This is a genomic window from Woodsholea maritima DSM 17123 (genome assembly GCF_000382325.1).
GTDB classification, from domain to species: Bacteria; Pseudomonadota; Alphaproteobacteria; order Caulobacterales; family Maricaulaceae; genus Woodsholea; species Woodsholea maritima.
In genome coordinates this window covers 59,981-79,191 of the sequence record NZ_KB908059.1, presented here as the reverse complement: position 1 = coordinate 79,191, position 19,211 = coordinate 59,981, and the positions used below count along the sequence as shown (strand labels likewise).

21 protein-coding genes and 1 tRNA gene are annotated in these 19,211 nt (G+C 55.3%); 9 read left to right on the top strand and 13 right to left on the bottom strand.

The window, feature by feature from the left end; genetic code table 11:
* Positions 1 to 160: 160 nt before the first annotated feature.
* Together H151_RS0110660 and H151_RS0110655 are read right to left on the bottom strand one after the other, a co-directional pair.
* On the bottom strand, positions 161 to 1,516 hold the full coding sequence (locus H151_RS0110660; protein WP_019961654.1) for a spinster family MFS transporter: 1,356 nt from the start codon (positions 1,514 to 1,516) through the stop codon (positions 161 to 163).
* 111 nt (positions 1,517 to 1,627) lie between these two features.
* Complete coding sequence (locus tag H151_RS0110655; protein WP_019961653.1) at positions 1,628 to 3,904, bottom strand: TonB-dependent receptor; 2,277 nt, start codon at positions 3,902 to 3,904, stop codon at positions 1,628 to 1,630.
* A gap of 179 nt (positions 3,905 to 4,083) precedes the next feature.
* On the opposite strand from H151_RS0110655, the gene H151_RS0110650 reads away from it, so the two are divergent.
* Genes H151_RS0110650 through H151_RS0110640 form a run of 3 tightly spaced genes read left to right on the top strand, consistent with a single transcriptional unit; the run spans position 4,084 to position 6,592 of the window.
* On the top strand, positions 4,084 to 4,761 hold the full coding sequence (locus H151_RS0110650) for a TetR/AcrR family transcriptional regulator (RefSeq protein WP_019961652.1): 678 nt from the start codon (positions 4,084 to 4,086) through the stop codon (positions 4,759 to 4,761).
* A 24-nt stretch (positions 4,762 to 4,785) separates the two neighbouring features.
* The gene (locus H151_RS0110645) at positions 4,786 to 5,640 is read left to right on the top strand and encodes an alpha/beta fold hydrolase (protein WP_019961651.1); all 855 of its coding nucleotides are present in this window, start codon (positions 4,786 to 4,788) and stop codon (positions 5,638 to 5,640) included.
* A gap of 10 nt (positions 5,641 to 5,650) precedes the next feature.
* Complete coding sequence (locus H151_RS0110640) at positions 5,651 to 6,592, top strand: alpha/beta fold hydrolase (protein WP_019961650.1); 942 nt, start codon at positions 5,651 to 5,653, stop codon at positions 6,590 to 6,592.
* A 10-nt stretch (positions 6,593 to 6,602) separates the two neighbouring features.
* On the opposite strand, the gene H151_RS0110635 is transcribed toward H151_RS0110640, so the two are convergent.
* Positions 6,603 to 6,956: a rhodanese-like domain-containing protein gene (locus tag H151_RS0110635; protein ID WP_019961649.1), complete on the bottom strand. Its 354-nt coding sequence runs from the start codon at positions 6,954 to 6,956 to the stop codon at positions 6,603 to 6,605.
* 116 nt (positions 6,957 to 7,072) lie between these two features.
* Between H151_RS0110635 and H151_RS0110630 the strand changes: the two genes are divergently transcribed.
* Positions 7,073 to 7,585, top strand: coding sequence for a hypothetical protein (locus H151_RS0110630; RefSeq protein WP_019961648.1), 513 nt, complete (start codon positions 7,073 to 7,075; stop codon positions 7,583 to 7,585).
* Between the two features lie 10 nt (positions 7,586 to 7,595).
* Here H151_RS0110630 and H151_RS0110625 read toward each other — a convergent pair whose 3' ends face one another.
* Complete coding sequence (locus tag H151_RS0110625) at positions 7,596 to 8,672, bottom strand: Mrp/NBP35 family ATP-binding protein (RefSeq protein ID WP_019961647.1); 1,077 nt, start codon at positions 8,670 to 8,672, stop codon at positions 7,596 to 7,598.
* Positions 8,673 to 8,855: 183 nt separating this feature from the next.
* On the opposite strand from H151_RS0110625, the gene H151_RS0110620 reads away from it, so the two are divergent.
* Positions 8,856 to 8,946: transfer RNA gene (locus H151_RS0110620), tRNA-Ser, on the top strand.
* A 147-nt stretch (positions 8,947 to 9,093) separates the two neighbouring features.
* On the opposite strand, the gene H151_RS17135 is transcribed toward H151_RS0110620, so the two are convergent.
* The 3 genes from H151_RS17135 to H151_RS0110605 form a co-directional block, all read right to left on the bottom strand.
* Positions 9,094 to 9,708: a DUF1826 domain-containing protein gene (locus tag H151_RS17135; RefSeq protein ID WP_169336742.1), complete on the bottom strand. Its 615-nt coding sequence runs from the start codon at positions 9,706 to 9,708 to the stop codon at positions 9,094 to 9,096.
* Between the two features lie 41 nt (positions 9,709 to 9,749).
* Positions 9,750 to 10,970, bottom strand: coding sequence for a zinc metallochaperone GTPase ZigA (gene zigA, locus H151_RS0110610; RefSeq protein WP_019961645.1), 1,221 nt, complete (start codon positions 10,968 to 10,970; stop codon positions 9,750 to 9,752).
* Positions 10,971 to 11,076: 106 nt separating this feature from the next.
* Positions 11,077 to 11,286, bottom strand: coding sequence for a hypothetical protein (locus H151_RS0110605; RefSeq protein WP_019961644.1), 210 nt, complete (start codon positions 11,284 to 11,286; stop codon positions 11,077 to 11,079).
* A 133-nt stretch (positions 11,287 to 11,419) separates the two neighbouring features.
* Here H151_RS0110605 and H151_RS0110600 point away from each other — a divergent pair, with 133 nt between their 5' ends.
* Positions 11,420 to 12,379, top strand: coding sequence for a hypothetical protein (locus H151_RS0110600; protein ID WP_019961643.1), 960 nt, complete (start codon positions 11,420 to 11,422; stop codon positions 12,377 to 12,379).
* A gap of 62 nt (positions 12,380 to 12,441) precedes the next feature.
* Here H151_RS0110600 and H151_RS0110595 read toward each other — a convergent pair whose 3' ends face one another.
* The 5 genes from H151_RS0110595 to H151_RS16200 form a co-directional block, all read right to left on the bottom strand.
* Positions 12,442 to 12,849 carry a DUF1801 domain-containing protein gene (locus H151_RS0110595; protein WP_019961642.1) on the bottom strand — a complete coding sequence of 136 codons (408 nt, stop codon included), beginning with the start codon at positions 12,847 to 12,849 and terminating at the stop codon, positions 12,442 to 12,444.
* A 9-nt stretch (positions 12,850 to 12,858) separates the two neighbouring features.
* Positions 12,859 to 13,314 (bottom strand): helix-turn-helix domain-containing protein, encoded by a 456-nt coding sequence (locus H151_RS0110590; protein ID WP_019961641.1) that lies wholly within the window; start codon positions 13,312 to 13,314, stop codon positions 12,859 to 12,861.
* Positions 13,315 to 13,481: 167 nt separating this feature from the next.
* The gene (locus H151_RS0110585; RefSeq protein ID WP_019961640.1) at positions 13,482 to 14,165 is read right to left on the bottom strand and encodes an ATP-binding cassette domain-containing protein; all 684 of its coding nucleotides are present in this window, start codon (positions 14,163 to 14,165) and stop codon (positions 13,482 to 13,484) included.
* A complete protein-coding gene (devC, locus tag H151_RS0110580) occupies positions 14,165 to 15,367 on the bottom strand; it encodes an ABC transporter permease DevC (protein WP_019961639.1) in 1,203 nt (400 codons plus the stop codon). Before devC ends, H151_RS0110585 begins: the two co-directional genes overlap by 1 nt.
* Positions 15,357 to 16,430 carry an efflux RND transporter periplasmic adaptor subunit gene (locus tag H151_RS16200; protein WP_169336741.1) on the bottom strand — a complete coding sequence of 358 codons (1,074 nt, stop codon included), beginning with the start codon at positions 16,428 to 16,430 and terminating at the stop codon, positions 15,357 to 15,359. Before H151_RS16200 ends, devC begins: the two co-directional genes overlap by 11 nt.
* A 228-nt stretch (positions 16,431 to 16,658) precedes the next feature.
* On the opposite strand from H151_RS16200, the gene H151_RS0110570 reads away from it, so the two are divergent.
* On the top strand, positions 16,659 to 17,297 hold the full coding sequence (locus H151_RS0110570) for a TetR/AcrR family transcriptional regulator (RefSeq protein WP_019961637.1): 639 nt from the start codon (positions 16,659 to 16,661) through the stop codon (positions 17,295 to 17,297).
* Here H151_RS0110570 and H151_RS17130 read toward each other — a convergent pair.
* On the bottom strand, positions 17,294 to 17,884 hold the full coding sequence (locus H151_RS17130; RefSeq protein WP_019961636.1) for a TetR/AcrR family transcriptional regulator: 591 nt from the start codon (positions 17,882 to 17,884) through the stop codon (positions 17,294 to 17,296). The genes H151_RS0110570 and H151_RS17130 overlap by 4 nt on opposite strands.
* A gap of 202 nt (positions 17,885 to 18,086) precedes the next feature.
* Here H151_RS17130 and H151_RS0110560 point away from each other — a divergent pair, with 202 nt between their 5' ends.
* Positions 18,087 to 18,521 (top strand): hypothetical protein, encoded by a 435-nt coding sequence (locus H151_RS0110560; protein ID WP_019961635.1) that lies wholly within the window; start codon positions 18,087 to 18,089, stop codon positions 18,519 to 18,521.
* A gap of 9 nt (positions 18,522 to 18,530) precedes the next feature.
* The gene (locus H151_RS17125; protein ID WP_019961634.1) at positions 18,531 to 19,154 is read left to right on the top strand and encodes a hypothetical protein; all 624 of its coding nucleotides are present in this window, start codon (positions 18,531 to 18,533) and stop codon (positions 19,152 to 19,154) included.
* The last annotated feature ends 57 nt before the right edge of the window (positions 19,155 to 19,211 follow it).

The window sequence follows — 19,211 nt, the reverse complement described above, 5'->3', positions numbered from 1 at the left end:
GACCTCAAAGGGGGTACTTGTTCTCACGTGACACCCTTATAGCGTGTTAGCTTGCTAACACAATAGGCATTATCACCTCCCACCTTACGCAGGCCCTAAGTCCAAAAAGAAAGGGTGCCCCTTGCGGGACACCCTTCACTTGCACGCTTAATACTAGCGTTTATTTCTCCCAATCCTTACGCAGGAAGGGTGCCGCAAACAATAAGATCACCGCAGCAATAATATAAAAGCTGGTCCCGGAGAGGATGGAATAGCGCAGCGATTCTGCGCCATAGCCCTCTTTCAAGCTTTCAGAGATGAAGCCCAGAATATAATCGCCGGCGCCAATCCCCACGAGATTGTTGATCAGCAAGAAAATCGCTGAGGCCGTGACGCGCATATTGGGCGGCACGATATGTTGAAAGGCCGATAATAACGGCCCCAACCAGGCCAAGCTCAAGGCGGTTGGGAAGAGGAAGAGCACAAAGCTCAAACTCAGATTAGGCGAAAGAACCCCCAGCACGAAAAGCGGTGCCGTGGCGATAAAGGCGATGGCGGGAACCCGCGCATACATCGCCTTATCGGATTTGCCCAAGAGGTCGGCTAAAAATCCACCAAGCCAAATCCCAATCAAGCCCCCGATCAACACGATTGAGCCATAGAAATACCCCGCATAGAGCACGGGCGATCCGCCATTGGGGCGCAGCAATTCGGGCAAGCCGCCAAACATCGCATCCAGCTCCGGCGTGTAACTGCGCACAAAGAAGGCAGGCAGCCAGGCAAACAGACCATAGCCCATCATGGAGGAGAAAGACGCCCCCAGCGATAACAGCCAGAAAGAGGGCTTTTTAACGAGAACGCCAAAGACTTCAGAGATTTTCGCCGGTTCAGTTTTCGCCGTGGCACTATCGTACTGGCCGCGCTTGGGCTCGCGCACTGTAAGGCGGAAAATCGGGGCCAGAACCAGGCCCAGCGCACCAACAATCATGAAAGCGGCCCGCCAATCCAGGATCTGGGAAATCACGGCCCCGAACACAATCCCGATCGCGCTACCAATCGGAATACCGAAGGAATAGGTGGCCAGCGCGCGCGCGCGCTTTTCCGGCGGATAATAATCGGTCACGATGGAATAAGCTGGCGCGACACCGCCCGCTTCGCCCACGCCCACGCCCATGCGGGCAAAGAAGAGCTGAACCGGGGTCGTCACCACTCCGCACACGGCCGTCATCAAACTCCATAGGCCCAGCGCCACACTCATGATCGTGACGCGGTTAAATCGGTCCGCCAATAGCGCAATCGGGACACCCAGGATGGAATAGAATATTGCGAACGCCACCCCGCGCATCAAGCCGAGTTGGGCATCTGTGACGCCCAATTCTTCTTGAATGGGAATGGAGAGAATGCCGATAATCTGGCGATCAATGAAGTTGAACGTATAGACCACGATCAACATGAAGAGCACAAAGGTGCGGTAGAGCCCGCCTTGTTGCGGGGTGCCCGGCACAGAGGGCTGAGCCCTGAGATGGGTATCAGTCATACGGTATATCCTCCCGCGCAATCCCCCCACTATTGTGCGCATTTGCGCAAATAGGAAGAGCCTGCCTTACCGTTTTGATAAAGCAGGCCCCTCAGAGATCAAGCGTTAGCTTTAATATTTATAACCCACAGAAATTGTCCAGGTGCGCGGAGCGCCATAGAAGGACGAGTACACGCCATCCGCACCCGTTGTCGGGAAGCTATAGCCAGCAACCTTATAAGCTTCATCGCTTAGATTGCGGCCATGCAGCCCCACGCGCCATTTCTCATTGTCTGAATTCCAGACCAGATTAGCGTTCACTAAAGTTACACTGTCTGGATCAAGCGCAGGCAGAGGTGTATTGGGCAGATTAGGGATGGTGCCAGCCGGGAAACCTGGATTTGCCACATTGAAAATATGGAAATCGCTGCGATAGGAGAGCCCAAGATTGGCGCTAATATCACCCCAATCATTGTGAAGATCACGGGTGTAATTAAACGCAATCGACGCCGTAGTTTCCGGTGTATTTTGCGTTACATAATCATCGGCGACATTAACACCTTTATCAATGATTTCTTCAATATCAGCGTCGATCAAGCCAATCATACCCGTGATGTTGAAGTTTTCATTCACTCGGGCCAAAAACTCGACCTCAATACCTTTATATTGCGACTTACCGGCATTGAACACCGTTGATACGAATGTATCGTTGGTTCCATCGTTATCGGAATCTGCCCCCTCTTGTACCGTGATCTGTTGATCAGAATAATCGGCCAAGAACAGCGCAGTGTTCAGCATTAAATTGCCATCGAAGAAATAACCTTTGAGGCCGATTTCATAGGAATCGACAATCTCTGGCGCAAACCCGCTGGTGATGACTTTGTAATTTACAGTCCCTTCAGGCCCTGCCAGGCCACGCGGGTCAAACCCGCCGCCCTTAAAGCCTTGTGAGTAAGAGGCATAGAGGCTGAGATCATCCGTGGGTTCCCAGTTTACCGAGACGCGCGGCGAGAATTTATCATCCGTGCGGTTACCTGTGAAATCAGATAAGGGTGCGCCAAAGGGGGTCGCATTCGGATTTCCGAAACGCGGCGTGTAAAGCCCCAAATAAATCTGACGCAGAACATCAGCTGTTTTCTCATCCGAGGTCCAACGCCCACCAACAGAGACACTCCATTGGTCATTGACCTCATAAGTCACATCCGCAAACGCCGAATAAGACTTTGTTTCAACGTCACCAGCGGTCAAAACCGTGGATGCAGTCAAGGCCGCATCAAACGCCCCTTCCGCATTGCCTTTAATGTAATAAAGACCCGCAACACCCGACCAGCGGCCATGGTTAAACAAGAGCTGGAATTCCTGTGTGATCTGGTCATCTTTATAATAGGCCGGCACATCAAAGGTAGGGCCAGGCAAACCATCAAAGTCGATCGGAGTTTCGGTTTTACCTTCGCGATAGGCCGTAATGGATTTGAAGGTGAAGCTATCATTGATTTCGTATTCAAGCGCTAAAGAATAGCCCTTAGTCTCGACCGAGTTCTTGTCACCCAATCCCGCACGGGTATCATAGATATCATCGGTAACGGGCTCACCGTTCAAGATGCCTGGGATCAGACGATGGCCGTGCTTAGCATTGGAATCGTCTTGAGTTTGATCAAACGCAAAGCGCGCAAAGAAGCGATCGGTCGGAGCCCATTCGGCACTGATGCGGAAGGCCTCAACGTCTTTATTATAGTGATCTGCGCCCGTGGTCAGGTTTTGACCATAACCATCATGGCGATAGCGCGCATAGGCCCCGCCAATGGCAAAGGTATCGCTTATAGGCACAGAGCCGGAAACAGAGTAATCGAGCTGATTATAGCTACCGGCGGAAATATTGGCGCGCGCTTGGGGCGCATCCATGTCCAGACGCTTGGTCACATAGCGAATGGCACCCCCAATGGTGTTACGGCCATAAAGCGTACCTTGAGGGCCACGCAGAACCTCAACACGTTCGACGTCAAAAATATCCAACACCGAGCCTTGTGGACGGGCGACATAAACGTCATCGACATAGAGACCCACGCCCGGTTCAAAACCCCACAGCGGATCTTGCTGACCCACGCCGCGAATGAAAGCAATCAAGGTGGAGTTCGTACCGCGCGCAACCTCTACGGTGACATTGGGTACATTTTCTTGCAGGTCGGTGATGTCCACCGCGCCGGTATCTTCCAGCATGTCCCCGGTGAAGGCCGAGACGGCCACAGGGGTGTCTTGCAGGCTTTCCTCGCGGCGACGCGCCGTCACCACAATGCGATCTTGAACCGCAGCTTCATCTGATTGAGCATAAACGGGAGCCGCCATCATTGGTGCGAAAGCGACAGACGACAGCAATAACGCTGCCTTCAGGCAGGTTTTGTGTTTCACCATGGTATTCCTCCCCTGAGGTGGACCGGCCTAGCGTTCTAAAGACACTTTCTTTCCGGCGATCCTTGAGTTATTTTCAACGTTGAATGAATTGTCAACGCCTTTAACCCTGCTAAAGCTGGTTTCTGAAAGGTTGATGCGCAAATGCATCAATCCATAAAAAAGAAGAGAAAGGGGAGGCCATGGCCCAGGCACGCCAGCATAAACGCGGTGAACATACCAAGCAGCGCCTGCTTGATGCGGCTGAACAATTGTTCGCAGAAAAGGGCTTTCACGGGGTCACGGTGCGCGCTATCGCTGGCGCGGCTGATTCGGATCCGGCCCTGATTGCCTATTATTTTGGCGGTAAGCGTGAATTGTTTGATGAAGTTTTGCTGCGCCGCGCAGAAATTCTCAACCAGATCCGTATTGAGGAGTTGGAAGCGTGTGAGAAAAACGCCGGCCCCGAAGGCCCCAGCGTTGAAGACATCATCCACGCCTTCAGCCATCCTCTTTTGGACCGCACCGAATTTGGGGGGCCGGGTTGGAAAAGCTATTTCGCGCTCGTCGCGCAAATCACCAACTCCCCGGAATGGGGCGGGGCGGTGATGCCGAAATATTTCGACCCCATCGTGCGCCGTTTCCTGGAATCGCTGCGTAAGGCCCTGCCCGAAAGCGCCGATGAAGACCTATTCTGGTCCTATCACTTCCTATCGGGGGCCCTCGTTCTAACCTTCGCCCAGACCGGGCGGATTGACCATCTGTCCGGCGGGCTATGCAGCGCATCCGATATCGAAAGCGTGCATAAACGCCTGCCACAATTCATCGCCGCCGGTTTTCGGCGCATCTGCCAGAAAGATAAGGGCGATCCCACGCCCTAACTTCACATGTTGAGGGGAGACATCATGACGAACCATAGCGAACATTTTTATACGCCTGGCGATGGCATTAAAATGTTTTATCGCTTTTATCCCGGTGCCCAAGGGGGCACCAAAACGCCTATTCTGTGCATGCATGGCCTGACACGCAATTCGCGTGACTTTGAAGACATCTCCCCTCGCCTGGCCGCCATGGGCCATGATGTGATTGCGATTGATGTGCGCGGACGGGGCTTCTCTGATTATGACCCCGATCCGGCGCGCTATATCCCCCTGACCTATGTCAATGACATCTTTGGCATGCTGGAAGAACGCGGCATCACCCAAGTCGCGACGCTTGGCACCTCTATGGGGGGGCTGATGACGATGATTATGGCCAAGCTGAAACCCGGCCTGATCACGCGCGCTTGCATCAATGATATCGGCCCCGTCCTGCAAACGGAGGGCATTGAACGCATCAAGGGCTATGTCGGGGGCAGCCGCGATTTTGCCACTTGGGATGACGCTAGCGCGGCCCTTCGCGCAATCAATGGCATCGCCTTCCCCAAGGAAACCAGCGACGCGTTTTGGCTGGCCTTTGCCAAGCGGACCTGCCGCGAAGACGAAACGGGCCGTATTCGCCTGGATTATGACCCAGAGATTTCAAAGCCGGTTAAGGGCGGTGATGTCGCCCCCGTGGATATGTGGCCCTTCTTTGAGGCGCTTAGAGGCATTCCGCTGCTGCTAATTCGCGGCGAACTGACCGATCTTTTAAGCCCCGATACCGTGAAAGACATGAAGACGCGTCATGGTAAGATGGATGTGGTGCAAGTGCCTGATGTGGGCCATGCGCCCCTATTGACCGAAGAAGCGGCGTGGTCGGCCATTTCGACCTTTTATTAAGGGGAAACCTATGTTGAAACGCATTCTGGGCGGTGCGATCCTGATCACCGTCGCCATCGTCGCTTATTTTGCCTGGACCCAGATGGGTGACAGCGCACAACCGGGCCAAACACCGAGTGATGACCCGTATTTCACCGCCAATGACCGCTATGTCGAGGCCGCTGGCGCACGCTGGCGGGTGCGTGAAACCGGACCTGAAACCGGTGAGACCCTCGTGTTGATCCACGGCTTCACCCACAGCCTGGAAGCCTTCGAGGCCTGGGCCGATCGTCTTGATGAGACTTACCGGGTGATACGCTTTGATCTACCGGCCCATGGCCTGACCGGTCCGCGTGAAGATAACGCCTATTCCATCCCCCAAACTGTCGACCAAGTCGCGGCCCTGTTGGATGAGATCACCGAAGGGCCGTTCATTTTGGCGGGAAATTCGCTGGGCGGCCTGGTGGCTTGGCGCTATGCCAAGGATCACGAAGATCAGGTCAAAGCGCTGATCTTGATCAGCCCGGGCGGTTATTCCATCAATGGCGTGACGGAAACCCCGGTCGAAGTGCCCGACGCCTTAAAAGCCTTCTTCCGCTTTGCGCCAGAGATCGCCATTCGCGCCGCAACCAGCGCGCTTTATGCCGACCCCAGCAAGGTTACAGATGCGCAAGTTCGCCGTATTACCGATCTGATGAAGCGCGATGGCAATGGCGAAGCGATGATTGCCCGGTTGGAGCAATTCACCCTGCCCGACCCGCAAGCCGATCTCGGCGAAGTGGAGGTGCCGACCCTCTTAATCTGGGGCGATCACGACACTTTAGTGCCAACCGAGCATGGCCCACGCTTTGAAGCGGCAATGCCGAATGCGCGCCTGGTCATTATCGAAAATGCCGGTCATGTCGCCATGGAAGAAGCCCCAGAAGAGAGCCTGGCCCCCGCTCTGGAGTTCTTGAACGGCCTGAACAATTAGGCAGAGTGCATCAACTCGAACGCATCAGTTGTCCGGTGGCGGGATCGGCCCAAATCAAGGGAAGGCCCGCCTCATGCCAGCCTTTAATACCGCCTGGCATATGATCAAAGGCACTGATCCCCACCCCTTCGCAGGCAGCGATTGCACGCGCGGACCGAATCCCCGCCGCACAATGGAAGACGATTTTACGACTTTCATGGACCGGTAAAGCCAACGGATCGAAGGTCGATAGCGGGTAAAGCAAAGCCCCGGGAATACGCTGTGCGCCATATTCATTCGGCTCACGCACATCAATCAGCGTAATTTCGCCAGCCTGTAGGGCTTTGGCGACGTCTTCTTCTGTCCAGTCTACGATATCCGGCATGGGTATGATCTCTGTCATTGGCGTCAAATGTCTGCACATGAGACGGCTTTGGTTATCAAAACAGAAAGATTAGTGCGGCTATTCTAACGCCAAACCGGATAACAAGAGACCAGAGCATGACGCAAGAGACGTTGGTATTAGGCGAAGGTGAACTGGCACCCGAGATTTTGGCGGCGGCCAATATCAATCCTACAACGGGGCTCGCTACGGATTACCTTAATCACTTCAACGAAGTCGTGATGTTGATGGAAATGTTGGGCGACATGCCTGATTGTGCCGAAGATGTTCTGGACTGGAAACCGGCCAGCTATCCGCAACATTTTGAACACTCTACCTTCAAAGACAAACAGCTTGCCATCTTGGCCTATCGTGCGGCCCCGCGCGATCTACGTCTGCATCTGGAAACCATTATTCTCCAGCTCGATCGTACGGTTATCAACGCCCAATTCATCATTCGTGAGAATGAAGTCGATCAGGCCACCGGCCAACGTCTGGCGCGAATCGCCACCCATGATGTGCGTCCCCTGATCGCAGCGGCCAGCGGGGCCATTCACGGCCATATCGACCCCTCGCTCGACCTGGGTGAAAGCACGCAAGCCAATGTCGATGCGCTTTTCACCCAAGGCTAGGGCTTAACGCCTAGTCCAGAAACTCCACGATGGGTTCGGGCTTGACCGCCTGACTGGCCTGATGACGCATGGCCTCGGCCGCACGGGCAAAAGCTTGTGCCACGGGTCCCTCGCCCAGCGCGATCAACTCACCCTTATCTGAAGCGTCGCGAAGAACGGGATGAAGCGGAATTTCTCCTAAGAACGGCACGCCCAATAATTGTGCCTCATCACGCACGCCGCCCCGGCCAAAAATCTCGGCCGTATCGCCACACGAAGGGCAAATGTAAAAGCTCATATTCTCGACAAGACCCAAAATTGGAATATGGGTCTTTTCAAACAAGGCCATGGCTTTGCGCGCATCATCCAGCGCCAGGGTCTGCGGGGTGGAAACAATCACCACGCCTGTCACCGCCACGCTTTGGGCCAGCGACAATTGAATATCACCCGTTCCCGGCGGCATATCAATGATCAGCACATCCAGATCGCCCCAATCGACATCGCCCAGGAATTGGCGCACCGCACCGGAGACCATCGGCCCACGCCAAACCACCGGCTCACGATCGCCCACCAGGAAGCCCATCGAGACGACTTTGATGCCATGGGCCATTAAGGGCTGAATCCCCGCATCGGTCTTCTTAAGGCCCGGCGCATCGCTCAACCCGAACAGGCGCGGCACAGAAGGGCCATAGATATCAGCATCCATCAAGCCCACTTTAAGGCCCGATTTCACCAAGGCTCCGGCCAGATTGGCCGACACGGTGGATTTCCCCACCCCGCCCTTACCCGAGGCCACAGCGATGATCTGTTTGGCAGAGACAGTCAGGGGCGCATTGGGATTGGCATTCGCGCGTGGCTTGGCCGGACGCCCTGATGCCGGGGCTTCAAAGATGACACGCACGCGCGTAATACCTTCAAATCCCGTCAGTTCGGTGTCTAACTGGGCCTTTAGGGCTTTAGCGTCTTCATCCTTTGCCCCTGGACGCAGGATAAGGGTCGCCACCCCCTCCTTCACCATTGCGGTTTCCAGACGCGCGGGCTCGATCAAAGCATCACCCGATCCAGGCGCACGCAATGATAAGATATGGGCTTTTAGGATCTCACTCATACGCCTTCGCTTAGCCCAGAGCGCCAAGCCCGCCTAGCCCCCAAAACATCACATTTACCGATTTATTGCGCGGCAAATAGACCCTTCCGCGGACGGATCAACTGCAGAAAAACTCGCCCCCGCTGCATTCCAGCCGCTTAATCCTCTTGATTGAACCAAGCCGGAGCGGCTAAACCCGGTCTTGGATAGGTGGCCGAGTGGTCGAAGGCGCTCCCCTGCTAAGGGAGTGTACGCCAAAAGCGTACCGTGGGTTCGAATCCCATCCTGTCCGCCACTTCCCTTTTTTATGATATGTAAAACTCACGCCTCAATCCTGCGCATGATCACATCTAGTCAGATTGAGGCATGACACACGCTTACAGTCCTGTGGCTTAAACTGTCAGGATGTAAGAAATGCCGAACTTTAGAGCTCAGACGACGCTTATTGCGCCAGATTAAGGACAAGCAATAATCGGGTTTGACCCGTACCCAGAATGGGCGGCGAGCGATGCACAATCCCCCTGCCCCGTCCCGCACTGCTGCCCCGAAAGATCGCTACGTCATGCGCCTGCAGCTGCTCGATCTTGCCTTTGAAACATGTCTGTTCGCGCAAGGCCTGGTCCGCGTTGATGGGCTGGACCCATTGTGTTCCATGGCCTCGATAGGTCGTTAGAAGCCGGGTCTCCACACTGTCGCGGTGGAATTTCCAGCACGCATCAGTATTGACACGCTTCAAGCGAACATCGACCCAAGCCCGCCCGGTGATCGTGGCGAAGGCCGTAACAAGCGCCGCAATATCATGAAGAAGAAGGTCCCGCATCTCGCCTGCAGGCATGACGCAGTCCTCTAAATGCGGTTCCAGCGCCGCGTGCAAATCTCGGGGCTGAACGAGGACGCGAATGTCAGGAAGACACGACGCATCCAAGCGTTCGATCCAGGTCTGCAAGTCCGAAGAGAGTGTACGCCTCCAGATCACCAGCTCCATGCCCGGCTTTTTGATAACCGCGAGACCCTGCGCCGTCTTGCAGATCTCAATGCCCATGGGAAACGCGGGCAAAGCTCCGCTCTCTCCACCACCCTGCACTCTGGATGCGGCGATCATGACGACGAGGCCCGCTTCCAGACCGGAAAGGGGTCCTTTAGCTGGCTCCAGGCTTCTATCGAGAGAGTTTCTGCGTCGTGCTCGCCCACAAGACAAGCATCTAGGCGGCGTCGAATGTCGTCTTCGTCCATGTCCGTGCCGATGAAGACGATCTCTTGGCGTCGGTCCCCGTAGACCGGATGCCAGGACTTGGCGATGTGTTCACGCCATTGCGGATGGTCAGGCCAACGCGCTTGAGGAATGCTGGACCACCAAAAGCCCATCGCCTCGTGACGCACCAGGGCACCGGCCTGGCTAAGCTCGCCGGCCCATTCTGGGCGCGTGGCTAACCAAAAATGGCCTTTGGCCCGTATAACACCCGCCCAGGCGGAGTTGATAAAGGCGTATAATTTTTCAGGATGAAACGGGCGGCGCGCGCGATAGACAAAGCTCTTCACCCCATATTCTTCTGTTTCAGGCTTATGATCGGCGAAGCCGTATAGCTCTTTGTACCAGAGGGGGTGCTCCTCGGCCTTATCGTGATCAAAACGCCCGGTGTTCAGCACCTTGTCCAGCGCGACGCGCGACATGGTGGTTTCGATGACATCGGCGTGCGGATTGAGGGAGCGAATGATTTTGCGCGCCGCATCGAGCTGCGCGCGCGTCGCCGCATCAACCTTGTTTAGAAGAATGACATCGGCGAATTCGATCTGCTCAACAAGGAGATTGACCAACGTACGCGTGTCTTCCTCTCCGGCGGCTTCCCCGCGATCCTTAAGGAAATCAGGAGAGGCGTAATCGTTGAGGAGGTTCACCGCATCAACCACGGTGACCATCGTATCCAGGCGCGCGACATCCTCTAAGCTCTCACCCTCTTCAGTGCGAAAGTTGAACGTCGCAGCCACAGGCAGCGGTTCGGAAACGCCGGTCGATTCAATCAGCAGATAGTCAAACCGGCCATCTTGCGCGAGCCGACGGACTTCCTTGAGCAGGTCATCGCGCAACGTGCAGCAAATGCAGCCATTCGTCATTTCAACCAGGGATTCTTCGGTGCGACTGAGATCAGCGCCCCCCTCGCGGATCAGATCGGCATCAATGTTGACCTCACTCATGTCATTGACGATCACAGCCACGCGCTTACCCTCGCGATTATTGAGGATGTGGTTCATCAATGTCGTCTTGCCTGCACCCAGAAAGCCTGAAAGCACGGTTACCGGGAGCCGTTTATCGTCTGCCATGAGGGGACGCATCCTTTTGCAAGTGCCGAACCAGGCGTGTCCCGTCTTCGAGGCTCACGCTGTACGTTATGATATAACATAATGCCACGTCTGCAAGGGTGAAGGATTATGACACCTGTACGAACTGCGAAAAATTGCACATAGAATGAAAGGTGACGGCATGCACGCGATCGCCATCGCCCCAATCTAAGCGATCAAAGCCACCGGTGCGGATGTCACCCTGGTCACGGCTGAGGGTAGCCCCCATACCATCTGGTTCTTCGCCCCACACTGGCGCGATGAGGCCCTGGCGCGCTTCATGACGCGACCTGATCAAGCAGATTTCTCCTGCACCCTCACCTAAGCTAATATTCTCAAGAACATGCCTTAAATTGACTATTGAGCCAATTAACGATTGCCTCCCCTCGAGCGATGTGCCATAGCGCAAATACGCTTAAAGGGGGAATGTCATGAGCGAGCGCGTTGCTTTTATTGATATGATGAGCCACAGCTTCGTGGTATTCAAAAGACGACCCTTGAACACACTGTTTTTTATCGCTTTTTATTCTTGTTTAATGCTAGCGTACAATCTGTGGCTAAGCAGCTCCAGCGGCCAAGGCTTTCTGCTTGGATATGCTCAATCGTTAAACGCCCTCTCCGCTGGAAAAGGTGCGGGATCATATTTTTCTTATATTGCGCTTATATATCCAGTTTTATTTCTGTTTAGCGTGATCTATTACGCCGCAGCCTATCGCCTTCTCGTACGCGACAATCTAAAAATCAGCTTACCGGTTCAACTCGGCCTGGATGAAGTTCGGATTTTTTTCGCCTCTTTAGCCGTCGCCGCCGTGATGCTTTGCGTAATGATCGCTCTAGCAATCGTGATGAGTCTCGTCACGCTCGCCTTAACATTGGCGCTCTCCCCCCTTATGGGCGATGCTCAACCACCCACAGTCATGATGAGCCTCATCATCTTACTCATCGTTATTCCAGTTTATGCTGTCTTGATTTATGTCATGGGTCGGTTCGGCGTCAGCCTTCCCCTCAGCATCAAGTTTCGCCGTTTGACCTTATCGGGCTGGTCATCAAGCAAAGGCATGGGCTGGTCATTATTTAGCGCTCACCTCGTGATGGTGATCGCCCTGGTGGTTCTTCAATTCATTGTCTTTATGCCCTTGATGATGTCCAGTATTGAATTGGCTACAGTAGGGGCCAATACGGATGAGGCACATATGGCGCAAATGGTGAACATAATGTCCAACCCCTTTGGCAACTTCACCTATGTGCTAACGCCCCTTATGACGCTCTTCACTTTAATCGTCCTTGGACCAACTTCTGCCATCGCAGCGCGCGCGATTGATCCCAACGCTTCTAATCGCCATGCTGATCCGCAGTGTTCATCGAACACAGAGCCGAACCCTGCAGAATAAATCGACCTTACGAAAAAAAATGGGCTCTCGGGGGAGCCCATTTTTCCTGAACTGTATAGATTTCAAGCTTTAGTCTTGCGTGTAGGCTTGGCGGGTTTTGCGGCGTTGAGGTCCAACGCCGCCTTCATCAAATCCAGGAACGCCGCTTCATCGATCACATCGCTTTCAAAGATGTCGATAGCGCGCCGGGTATTGCCCTCCAGGCTAGCATTAAATAAGCCTTTGGGATCGGGTAAGCGCGCGCCTTTAACAAAGGTCAGCTTAATCTTGTCCTTATAGCTTTCACCGGTACAGATCATGCCCTGATGATACCAAACCGGTACGCCGCGCCATTTCCAGTCTTCTGTGATGGCCGGTTCAGCCTTTAAGATCAGCGCGCGCATGCGGGCCAGGCATGGCCCGCGCCAATCGTCTAAATCGGCTATGCGTTGGTCGATTAATGCGGAGGGGGGGTGCGCGCTGTCGCTCATTCCGGCTCTCTATGCTCCATATTGATCTTGATAACGCGTCGCCAACTCAATGATCAGCGCCGTTACACCATGGGCCACAAGGCCCACTGTCCACCAAATGCTAGGCCACACCATGACATAACTGCCCGCCTGCATGCCTAAGCTGATGCCCGCAAAAATTATCATGCCCAACACATAGCTCGCCGCGCTGATCCCTAAAGAGAGACGCATAGCGGCGCGAATTTTCTGGTTTTTACTGATCAGGATTTTCGCGGCCTCTTGCTCTGGATCCAAGCTCAGGTCCATCGCATCCACATTGAACGCAGCCCCCAGAGCCATCAGCGTTTCTTTGGCGGCAGGCTCGCCCTTTTCCACGCGCTGAATGGTGCGCAGACCAATCCCGGCCAATCCGGCCAGATGCTCTTGCGACCAATGACGCTCCTCACGCCAGCGTTTGATTTTTTCTGCATCAACTTTGAAAGCCATGTTCACTCCTTCAAGGGTCTAAATTTCAGATAGCCCCAAAGAGCGTATGAAGCGGGATTTGACGACGCCAGCACGGTGACGTCAACCCGCCAGCCTGCCGCCACCACCCCGCCAGTGGCAATGAATCAGTACTTTAAGGGAATGCGCTCAAAAAAATTAGGTGCCCGCTAAGTCAGGCTATCTTTAACGATGCGCCCATCTTCCATGGTGATGATGCGATCGGCGAGGTCCAGGATCCGATTATCATGGGTGACCATGACGGTGGTGGTACCGCGCTCCTCGCCCAGACGTTTCAGCATTGTGACGACATTGGCCCCGGAGGTTTTATCGAGCGCGGCCGTTGGCTCATCAGCAAAGATAATATCGGGGTTGGAGACCAAAGCGCGCGCAATGGCGACCCTTTGCTTTTGACCGCCGGAGAGATGCTCAGGCAGGTAATCAATACGCTCGCCCAGATCCATCAGCTCCAGCGCATGACAGGCCGCGCGGGTCTGTTGCGCGCTATCGCCGCGCCCATGCACTTGCAGCCCCATCAAAACATTCTGACGCGCGCTCAAAGAATTATGCAGATTATGGGCCTGAAAGATAAAGCCCAGACGTCGGCGCAAAGTCTCTTGTTGGAAGTCGGAGGCGTCTTTTAGCTCTTGCCCCAACAGCTGGACCGATCCCGATTGCACCGCACGCAAACACCCCATCAGGGTCAAAGTCGTGGTTTTACCCGACCCCGATGGCCCCATCAGAATGGTCAGCTTGCCCGCTTCAATCTCTAAATTGACATCGAAAATCGCTTGCTTGCGCGCTTCGCCTTCCCCGAACCAATGATCGAGATGAGAGACAATAATGGGAGACATCAAAACAACTCCGCCGGATCGGCTGCGGTCAGGCGCCGGGTGGCAATCGCGCCCGAAATGGAGCACGCCACCAAAGTCCCGATGAAGACCAGGCCAATACGGCCCGCATCCATGGCGACGGGAAGCCCGCTGACGCTGGACAATCCCTTGTAAATCAGCGTTGCTATGATCGAGCCTGGAATGAAGCCCAGAACGGCCAGGATCATCGCCTCTTCAAACACGACACTCAGGAAAAAGCCCTGGGGATAGCCCATCGCCTTAAAGGTCGCATATTCCTTGATATGATCGGCGACATCGGTGGAAAGCACCTGATAGACGATCACGATACCCACCAACACGCCGATAAAAACGCCAAAGCCGAAGACGATACCCACGGGGCGCTGCGTCGTTTGATAACTCCGATCGGCGCGGATAAATTGCGACCAGGTTTTGACCTGAACCGGTTCAGCGTCCAGCACGCGCTGTAAGTCAGCAACGACTTGGGCGGGGCTATAGCCCTCCTCCACCTTGATCAGGATCTGGCTGGGCGTTCCGGCGAGCCTCTGGGGGAAAAGGCGCAAGAAGGTTTGATCTGAGACGAACAGCGCGCCATCGGCGGTAAACCCGCCGCCCAGGGCAAAACTGCCCACCAGGGTCAATTGATGGCCCCTCGCCTCAATCAGCATAGGATCCTCAGCCCTGATCGCGCCAAAGGCATCACGATCCCCACCGCGCATATGACGGTCAATCAGGGCGCGATCTGCCAGGCTTAAACGCGGCAGATGAGGCGCAATCATCGGCCCGGCAAAGTCCGACACATCCACAGGAAGGCCATAGACATAAAGCGTCGCCGAGGAGCGATCCGGGCGCGCCCAGTCGAGCTTTCCCAGATAGTGTGGGCTGGCTGCAGCAACACCCGGAACACTTAACGCCTGATAGAGATAGCGCCGCGCCACGGGTGAACCATCCGCCAGCGTATGGGCATCATCAGAGGCGATAATGATATCCGCGCGAAGCAACTCATACGATTGCTCAATGGTGCCGTTTAGCGCGCCCAGAATACCCAGCTGGACAAAGACCAGAATATTGGCAAACACCACCCCCGCGACCGCAACGATCATGCGCATCCGGCTATGGGTCAGCTGTAACCACCCTATGGGCATCCGGCCCAAAACTTGGGTCAGTGCCCGCGTGATCGTATCGCGCAGCGCATTACTGGCCATCAGATGCGGCCCCGCCCAAATTCGCCCCTAGGCTTGCGACCACTTCCAACCCGCTCAACGCGCGTGCCCGCTGGGAAGAGGCGGGATCCAAGCTGACTAACACCCGGATAATGCGCGCATCGGTATGGGCGACAGGATCGGAGGAGAGCACGCTCTGGCGTTCAACCTCCAGACCGATACGTACCACCTCGCCCTCTAAGGGGGTATCAAGCGCAGGTGCGGTAAGACGCACACGCTGTCCCACATGCACACGCGCGATATCATCTTGATAGACCTCCAGCTCGGCCTGCATATGGGTGATGGAGCCCAAAGTCGCGACACCGCGCTGATCGGGGCGCTCCCCGGCGCGCGCATGCAGATCCAAAATGGCCCCGGCCTGGGGCGCAATCACCCGCCCACGCGCCATATCACGCCGGGCCCGCTCCAGCTCAGCGCGCGCTTGATCCAACTGGCGTTCGGCCAACGTAATATCGCCTTGCGCCTCACCGCCCTGCCACCGGCTGAGGGTCGCGGTCAGGCGGTCCAGTTCACGCGCGGTTTCTATCGCATGGGCTTCGGCACTATCTAGGCGCGATTGGGGCATCACCCCGCGCTGGGCCAGATCTTGTACCCGCGCCAATTCGCGCTGCGCCAGATCCGCCGCCGCCGCTGCGCGATCACGCGCCGCACGAGTTTCCGCCAGGCTAGCCGCGACATTGATCCGGGTCTGGGCCAGGGCCGCCTCCCGCGTTTGGACATTGGCCTGCGTACTTGCCAAGGCGGCCTCTAATTGCGGCAGACTATCAAGCTCGGCGATGACATCGCCTGCCGCGACACTATCACCTTCATCGACAAACAGGCGGGCAATGCGCGCATCCCCTGCGCCATTGGGCATGGCAAGGGCGATGGTTTCACCTTCGGGAATGAGCCGCCCCAGCGCCGTCACTGAAGACGCGATCACTTCGCCCTCACCGCGCGCCTCAGAACGGGTCAAAGGCACAGCGATGGGCCGCGACGTACCCGCGCCGGGTTTTAGCCCAGTGAAATGGAAAAACGCCTTCAGTCCGGGGGGTTGAAAATACATGCCAATCACCGCCCCGGTAAACAGCAAGGCGATGATAACCGGTATCGGCCATAGTCGCTTGAACGATAGGTGAGGTCGGGTGGGGCCCTTTCCCTTACCATTCTCGCTCAAAGGTAGACCCGTGCGGGTGGGATCTGGGGTCGTGTCCTGCATAGCGGGGCTTCCATTTGACTAATGACCGATGGGTCATTAAATTGCATAGAACGCAGAAACGCACAAGAGAGAATAATGACGAGAGACGCAGAACCGGGTAAAAAACGCCAACGTCGCAAAGACGCACGCCCCCAGGAAATCCTTGATGCGGCAATGGTTTTATGGGCAGAACGCGGTTTTGCCGCGACACGTCTGGACGATGTCGCCAAGGCTGCAGGCATCGCCAAAGGCACGGTCTATCTTTATTACGCGTCCAAAGAAGCGCTGTTCGAAGCCGCCATCCAAGATCGCTTAGTGAGCGTGATGCGCGAACACCAAGGCCTCTCCCAAAGTTTTGAAGGGTCTAGCGCTGAATTGTTGACGCTGTTCTTAAACACCGTGTATGCGCGCCTGCTGAAAACCGATGCTGTGACTTTGTTGAAAGTTTTAATCGGCGAAGGTCATCACTTTCCGGACCTGGTAAAGCTCTATCGCGAAGTGGCAATTGAAACTGGCATGGCCGCCATAGGCTTCATCGTAAAGCGCGCGCAAGCTCGCGGGGAATTACGCGACGGCATGAGCGATCTGGATGCGCGTCTGATTATCGCGCCCGCCATCATGGCCGCGATCTGGCAAAGCGTCTTTGCCGGTGAAGATGCTATGGATACTGACGCCTTCATGAATGATCATATTCACCTGATCCGTCAGGGTCTTCTCAAACCGGACGCGCTTTAATCCAGCGCCTTTTCAATCATCGTGCGCCAGACCATACGCATGGCAGAGCGCGCTTCGCCCGGCATATGAAAAAGCGAGAAATGAAGGCTCATCCCGTCCAGCATGCAGACCAGAAACCGCGCCAAGGCTTTAGGATCAGCGCTGAGCGCATGTTCGCGCCCTAGCTCTAAAGCTTTCATACGCGCCGCAATCCCTACAGAAACATCCTCAAAAAACCGCGCGGCATACTCACGGATCGCGCCGGAGCCAAAACTGGGCGAGAACACTTCAATCATGACCCGCGTCATATGCTCAGCCTCGGGCGGTAGATCGAGCATGGCGTCTAGCTGATCGAGAAACACATCGCGTGTCGTGGCAAGCGGCTGGGCGTCCAGCGCCGCTTTCAAACCAGAAAAATGGGCCTCCACCAAGCCCAGGGCCAAAGCCTCTTTACTTGCAAAATAGTGGTACAGCGTGCCCTTGCCCATATCGGCAGCCTTGGCCACATCACTCATCGAGGCCGAATGTACGCCCTTTTGACTATAGACGCTCAAGGCTGCGCTTAAAATTTGCGCTTTAACGGCGTCCTTATCGACGATTTTCGGCATCCTGCCCCCCTCACCTTTATCTTTGTTTCAGCCCGGCTTTTTGCACACGACACACGGCCAAGCCGCGGCCCATCTGCTTCAGCGCTCACCGATCTATATGCGATATTATCGACCGATGGGTCGATTATTACCATTTTGCGCTTTTCCAAGAGTGCAAAATTTATTATGACCGACCGGTCGGAATAAATAAAGGATGCCCCGCATGACCCACGAACCTCCCTATGATGTGCCCCACCTCTGCGCCCAGAAAAAGCGTGACACTATGAAAATGGCTTCGACCTGTCTTCTGATCCTGGTGATGACCTTCATTACGCTCGTCCCCGGCGGCCCCATTGAAACGCGCGATTTCTCCCATCTCGGTGGGCCGGTGTTTTGGGGCTTTAATGCCTTCTTGATCAGCCTGGGCCTGATCGCGATCGCCAGCGCGGTAATGCTGCGCTTTGGCTATAACCTCGCGGCCTGGATCGCGATTGGTGTATCCTGGGGGTATATCTTCGTGGTCGCGCTAGATTTGGGCCATGTCTTCCCGCTCTCGCCAGATCCCATCCCCCTCCTCCTCGGTATAATCGAAATCCTGGATGGGATCCTTGCCGCCTATGTGATGGTGCTGTGCCATCGCGCGCTAGGCCATATTTAAGGTGCCATCATGAGCGATACATCTTCAAAGCCAACCTGCCATATTGATTGGGCGCTCACGGGGAAAAACGACCCCCTGATGGGCAATGGCGCGACGCGCGCTGAACAGGCGCTAACAATGATCAGCGCCGCTCTTCTCACTGGGCTCGTGTGTTATATCTGGTGGCGGGACAGCCCTCATCATGGCCTGTGGCAAGGCGCGCTCATTCTCTTTCTCGCCTTTGATCTGTGCGGCGGCGTGATCGCGAATTTTTTAAACTCGTGTAAGCGTTATTATCACGCCCCGGCCCAACCTGGTGAAGGCCGCATCGGCCGCGCCTTTAAACATTCCTTCGTCTTCACCTTGTGCCATATCCATCCGATTATCGCGGCTGGCCTATTGGGGGCCGGATGGCAAGTCGGCCTTATCTGGTATGTCGCGCTTCAACTGGCGTGTTTGAGTGTATTGGCCGTTCCGCTTTATCTGCGTCGGCCTTTGGCAGCGGGGCTATGCCTGTTTGCCATTATCATCGCTCACAGTTTTCTACCCCTAGGCCCAGGGCTTAGCTGGTTTATTCCTTGTCTCTTTTTAAAACTTATATTGGGTCATGCGGTGCGTGAGGAACCCTATCGCCCCACCCCTAAAGACCTTTAGCCAGCCTTACCGAGGCGTTAATCACCCTCATGATTAACGCCTCATAAAATGCATTCA

Bases quoted from the DNA above. Each gene is read 5' to 3' on its own strand.
- H151_RS0110660 (WP_019961654.1), bottom strand. From the start codon at position 1,516: ATGACTGATACCCATCTCAGGGCTCAGCCCTCTGTGCCGGGCACCCCG.
- H151_RS0110655 (WP_019961653.1), bottom strand. From the start codon at position 3,904: ATGGTGAAACACAAAACCTGCCTGAAGGCAGCGTTATTGCTGTCGTCT.
- H151_RS0110650 (WP_019961652.1), top strand. From the start codon at position 4,084: ATGGCCCAGGCACGCCAGCATAAACGCGGTGAACATACCAAGCAGCGC.
- H151_RS0110645 (WP_019961651.1), top strand. From the start codon at position 4,786: ATGACGAACCATAGCGAACATTTTTATACGCCTGGCGATGGCATTAAA.
- H151_RS0110640 (WP_019961650.1), top strand. From the start codon at position 5,651: ATGTTGAAACGCATTCTGGGCGGTGCGATCCTGATCACCGTCGCCATC.
- H151_RS0110635 (WP_019961649.1), bottom strand. From the start codon at position 6,956: ATGCCGGATATCGTAGACTGGACAGAAGAAGACGTCGCCAAAGCCCTA.
- H151_RS0110630 (WP_019961648.1), top strand. From the start codon at position 7,073: ATGACGCAAGAGACGTTGGTATTAGGCGAAGGTGAACTGGCACCCGAG.
- H151_RS0110625 (WP_019961647.1), bottom strand. From the start codon at position 8,672: ATGAGTGAGATCCTAAAAGCCCATATCTTATCATTGCGTGCGCCTGGA.
- zigA (WP_019961645.1), bottom strand. From the start codon at position 10,970: ATGGCAGACGATAAACGGCTCCCGGTAACCGTGCTTTCAGGCTTTCTG.
- H151_RS0110600 (WP_019961643.1), top strand. From the start codon at position 11,420: ATGAGCGAGCGCGTTGCTTTTATTGATATGATGAGCCACAGCTTCGTG.
- H151_RS0110595 (WP_019961642.1), bottom strand. From the start codon at position 12,849: ATGAGCGACAGCGCGCACCCCCCCTCCGCATTAATCGACCAACGCATA.
- H151_RS0110590 (WP_019961641.1), bottom strand. From the start codon at position 13,314: ATGGCTTTCAAAGTTGATGCAGAAAAAATCAAACGCTGGCGTGAGGAG.
- H151_RS0110585 (WP_019961640.1), bottom strand. From the start codon at position 14,165: ATGTCTCCCATTATTGTCTCTCATCTCGATCATTGGTTCGGGGAAGGC.
- devC (WP_019961639.1), bottom strand. From the start codon at position 15,367: ATGGCCAGTAATGCGCTGCGCGATACGATCACGCGGGCACTGACCCAA.
- H151_RS16200 (WP_169336741.1), bottom strand. From the start codon at position 16,430: ATGTATTTTCAACCCCCCGGACTGAAGGCGTTTTTCCATTTCACTGGG.
- H151_RS0110570 (WP_019961637.1), top strand. From the start codon at position 16,659: ATGACGAGAGACGCAGAACCGGGTAAAAAACGCCAACGTCGCAAAGAC.
- H151_RS17130 (WP_019961636.1), bottom strand. From the start codon at position 17,884: ATGCCGAAAATCGTCGATAAGGACGCCGTTAAAGCGCAAATTTTAAGC.
- H151_RS0110560 (WP_019961635.1), top strand. From the start codon at position 18,087: ATGACCCACGAACCTCCCTATGATGTGCCCCACCTCTGCGCCCAGAAA.
- H151_RS17125 (WP_019961634.1), top strand. From the start codon at position 18,531: ATGAGCGATACATCTTCAAAGCCAACCTGCCATATTGATTGGGCGCTC.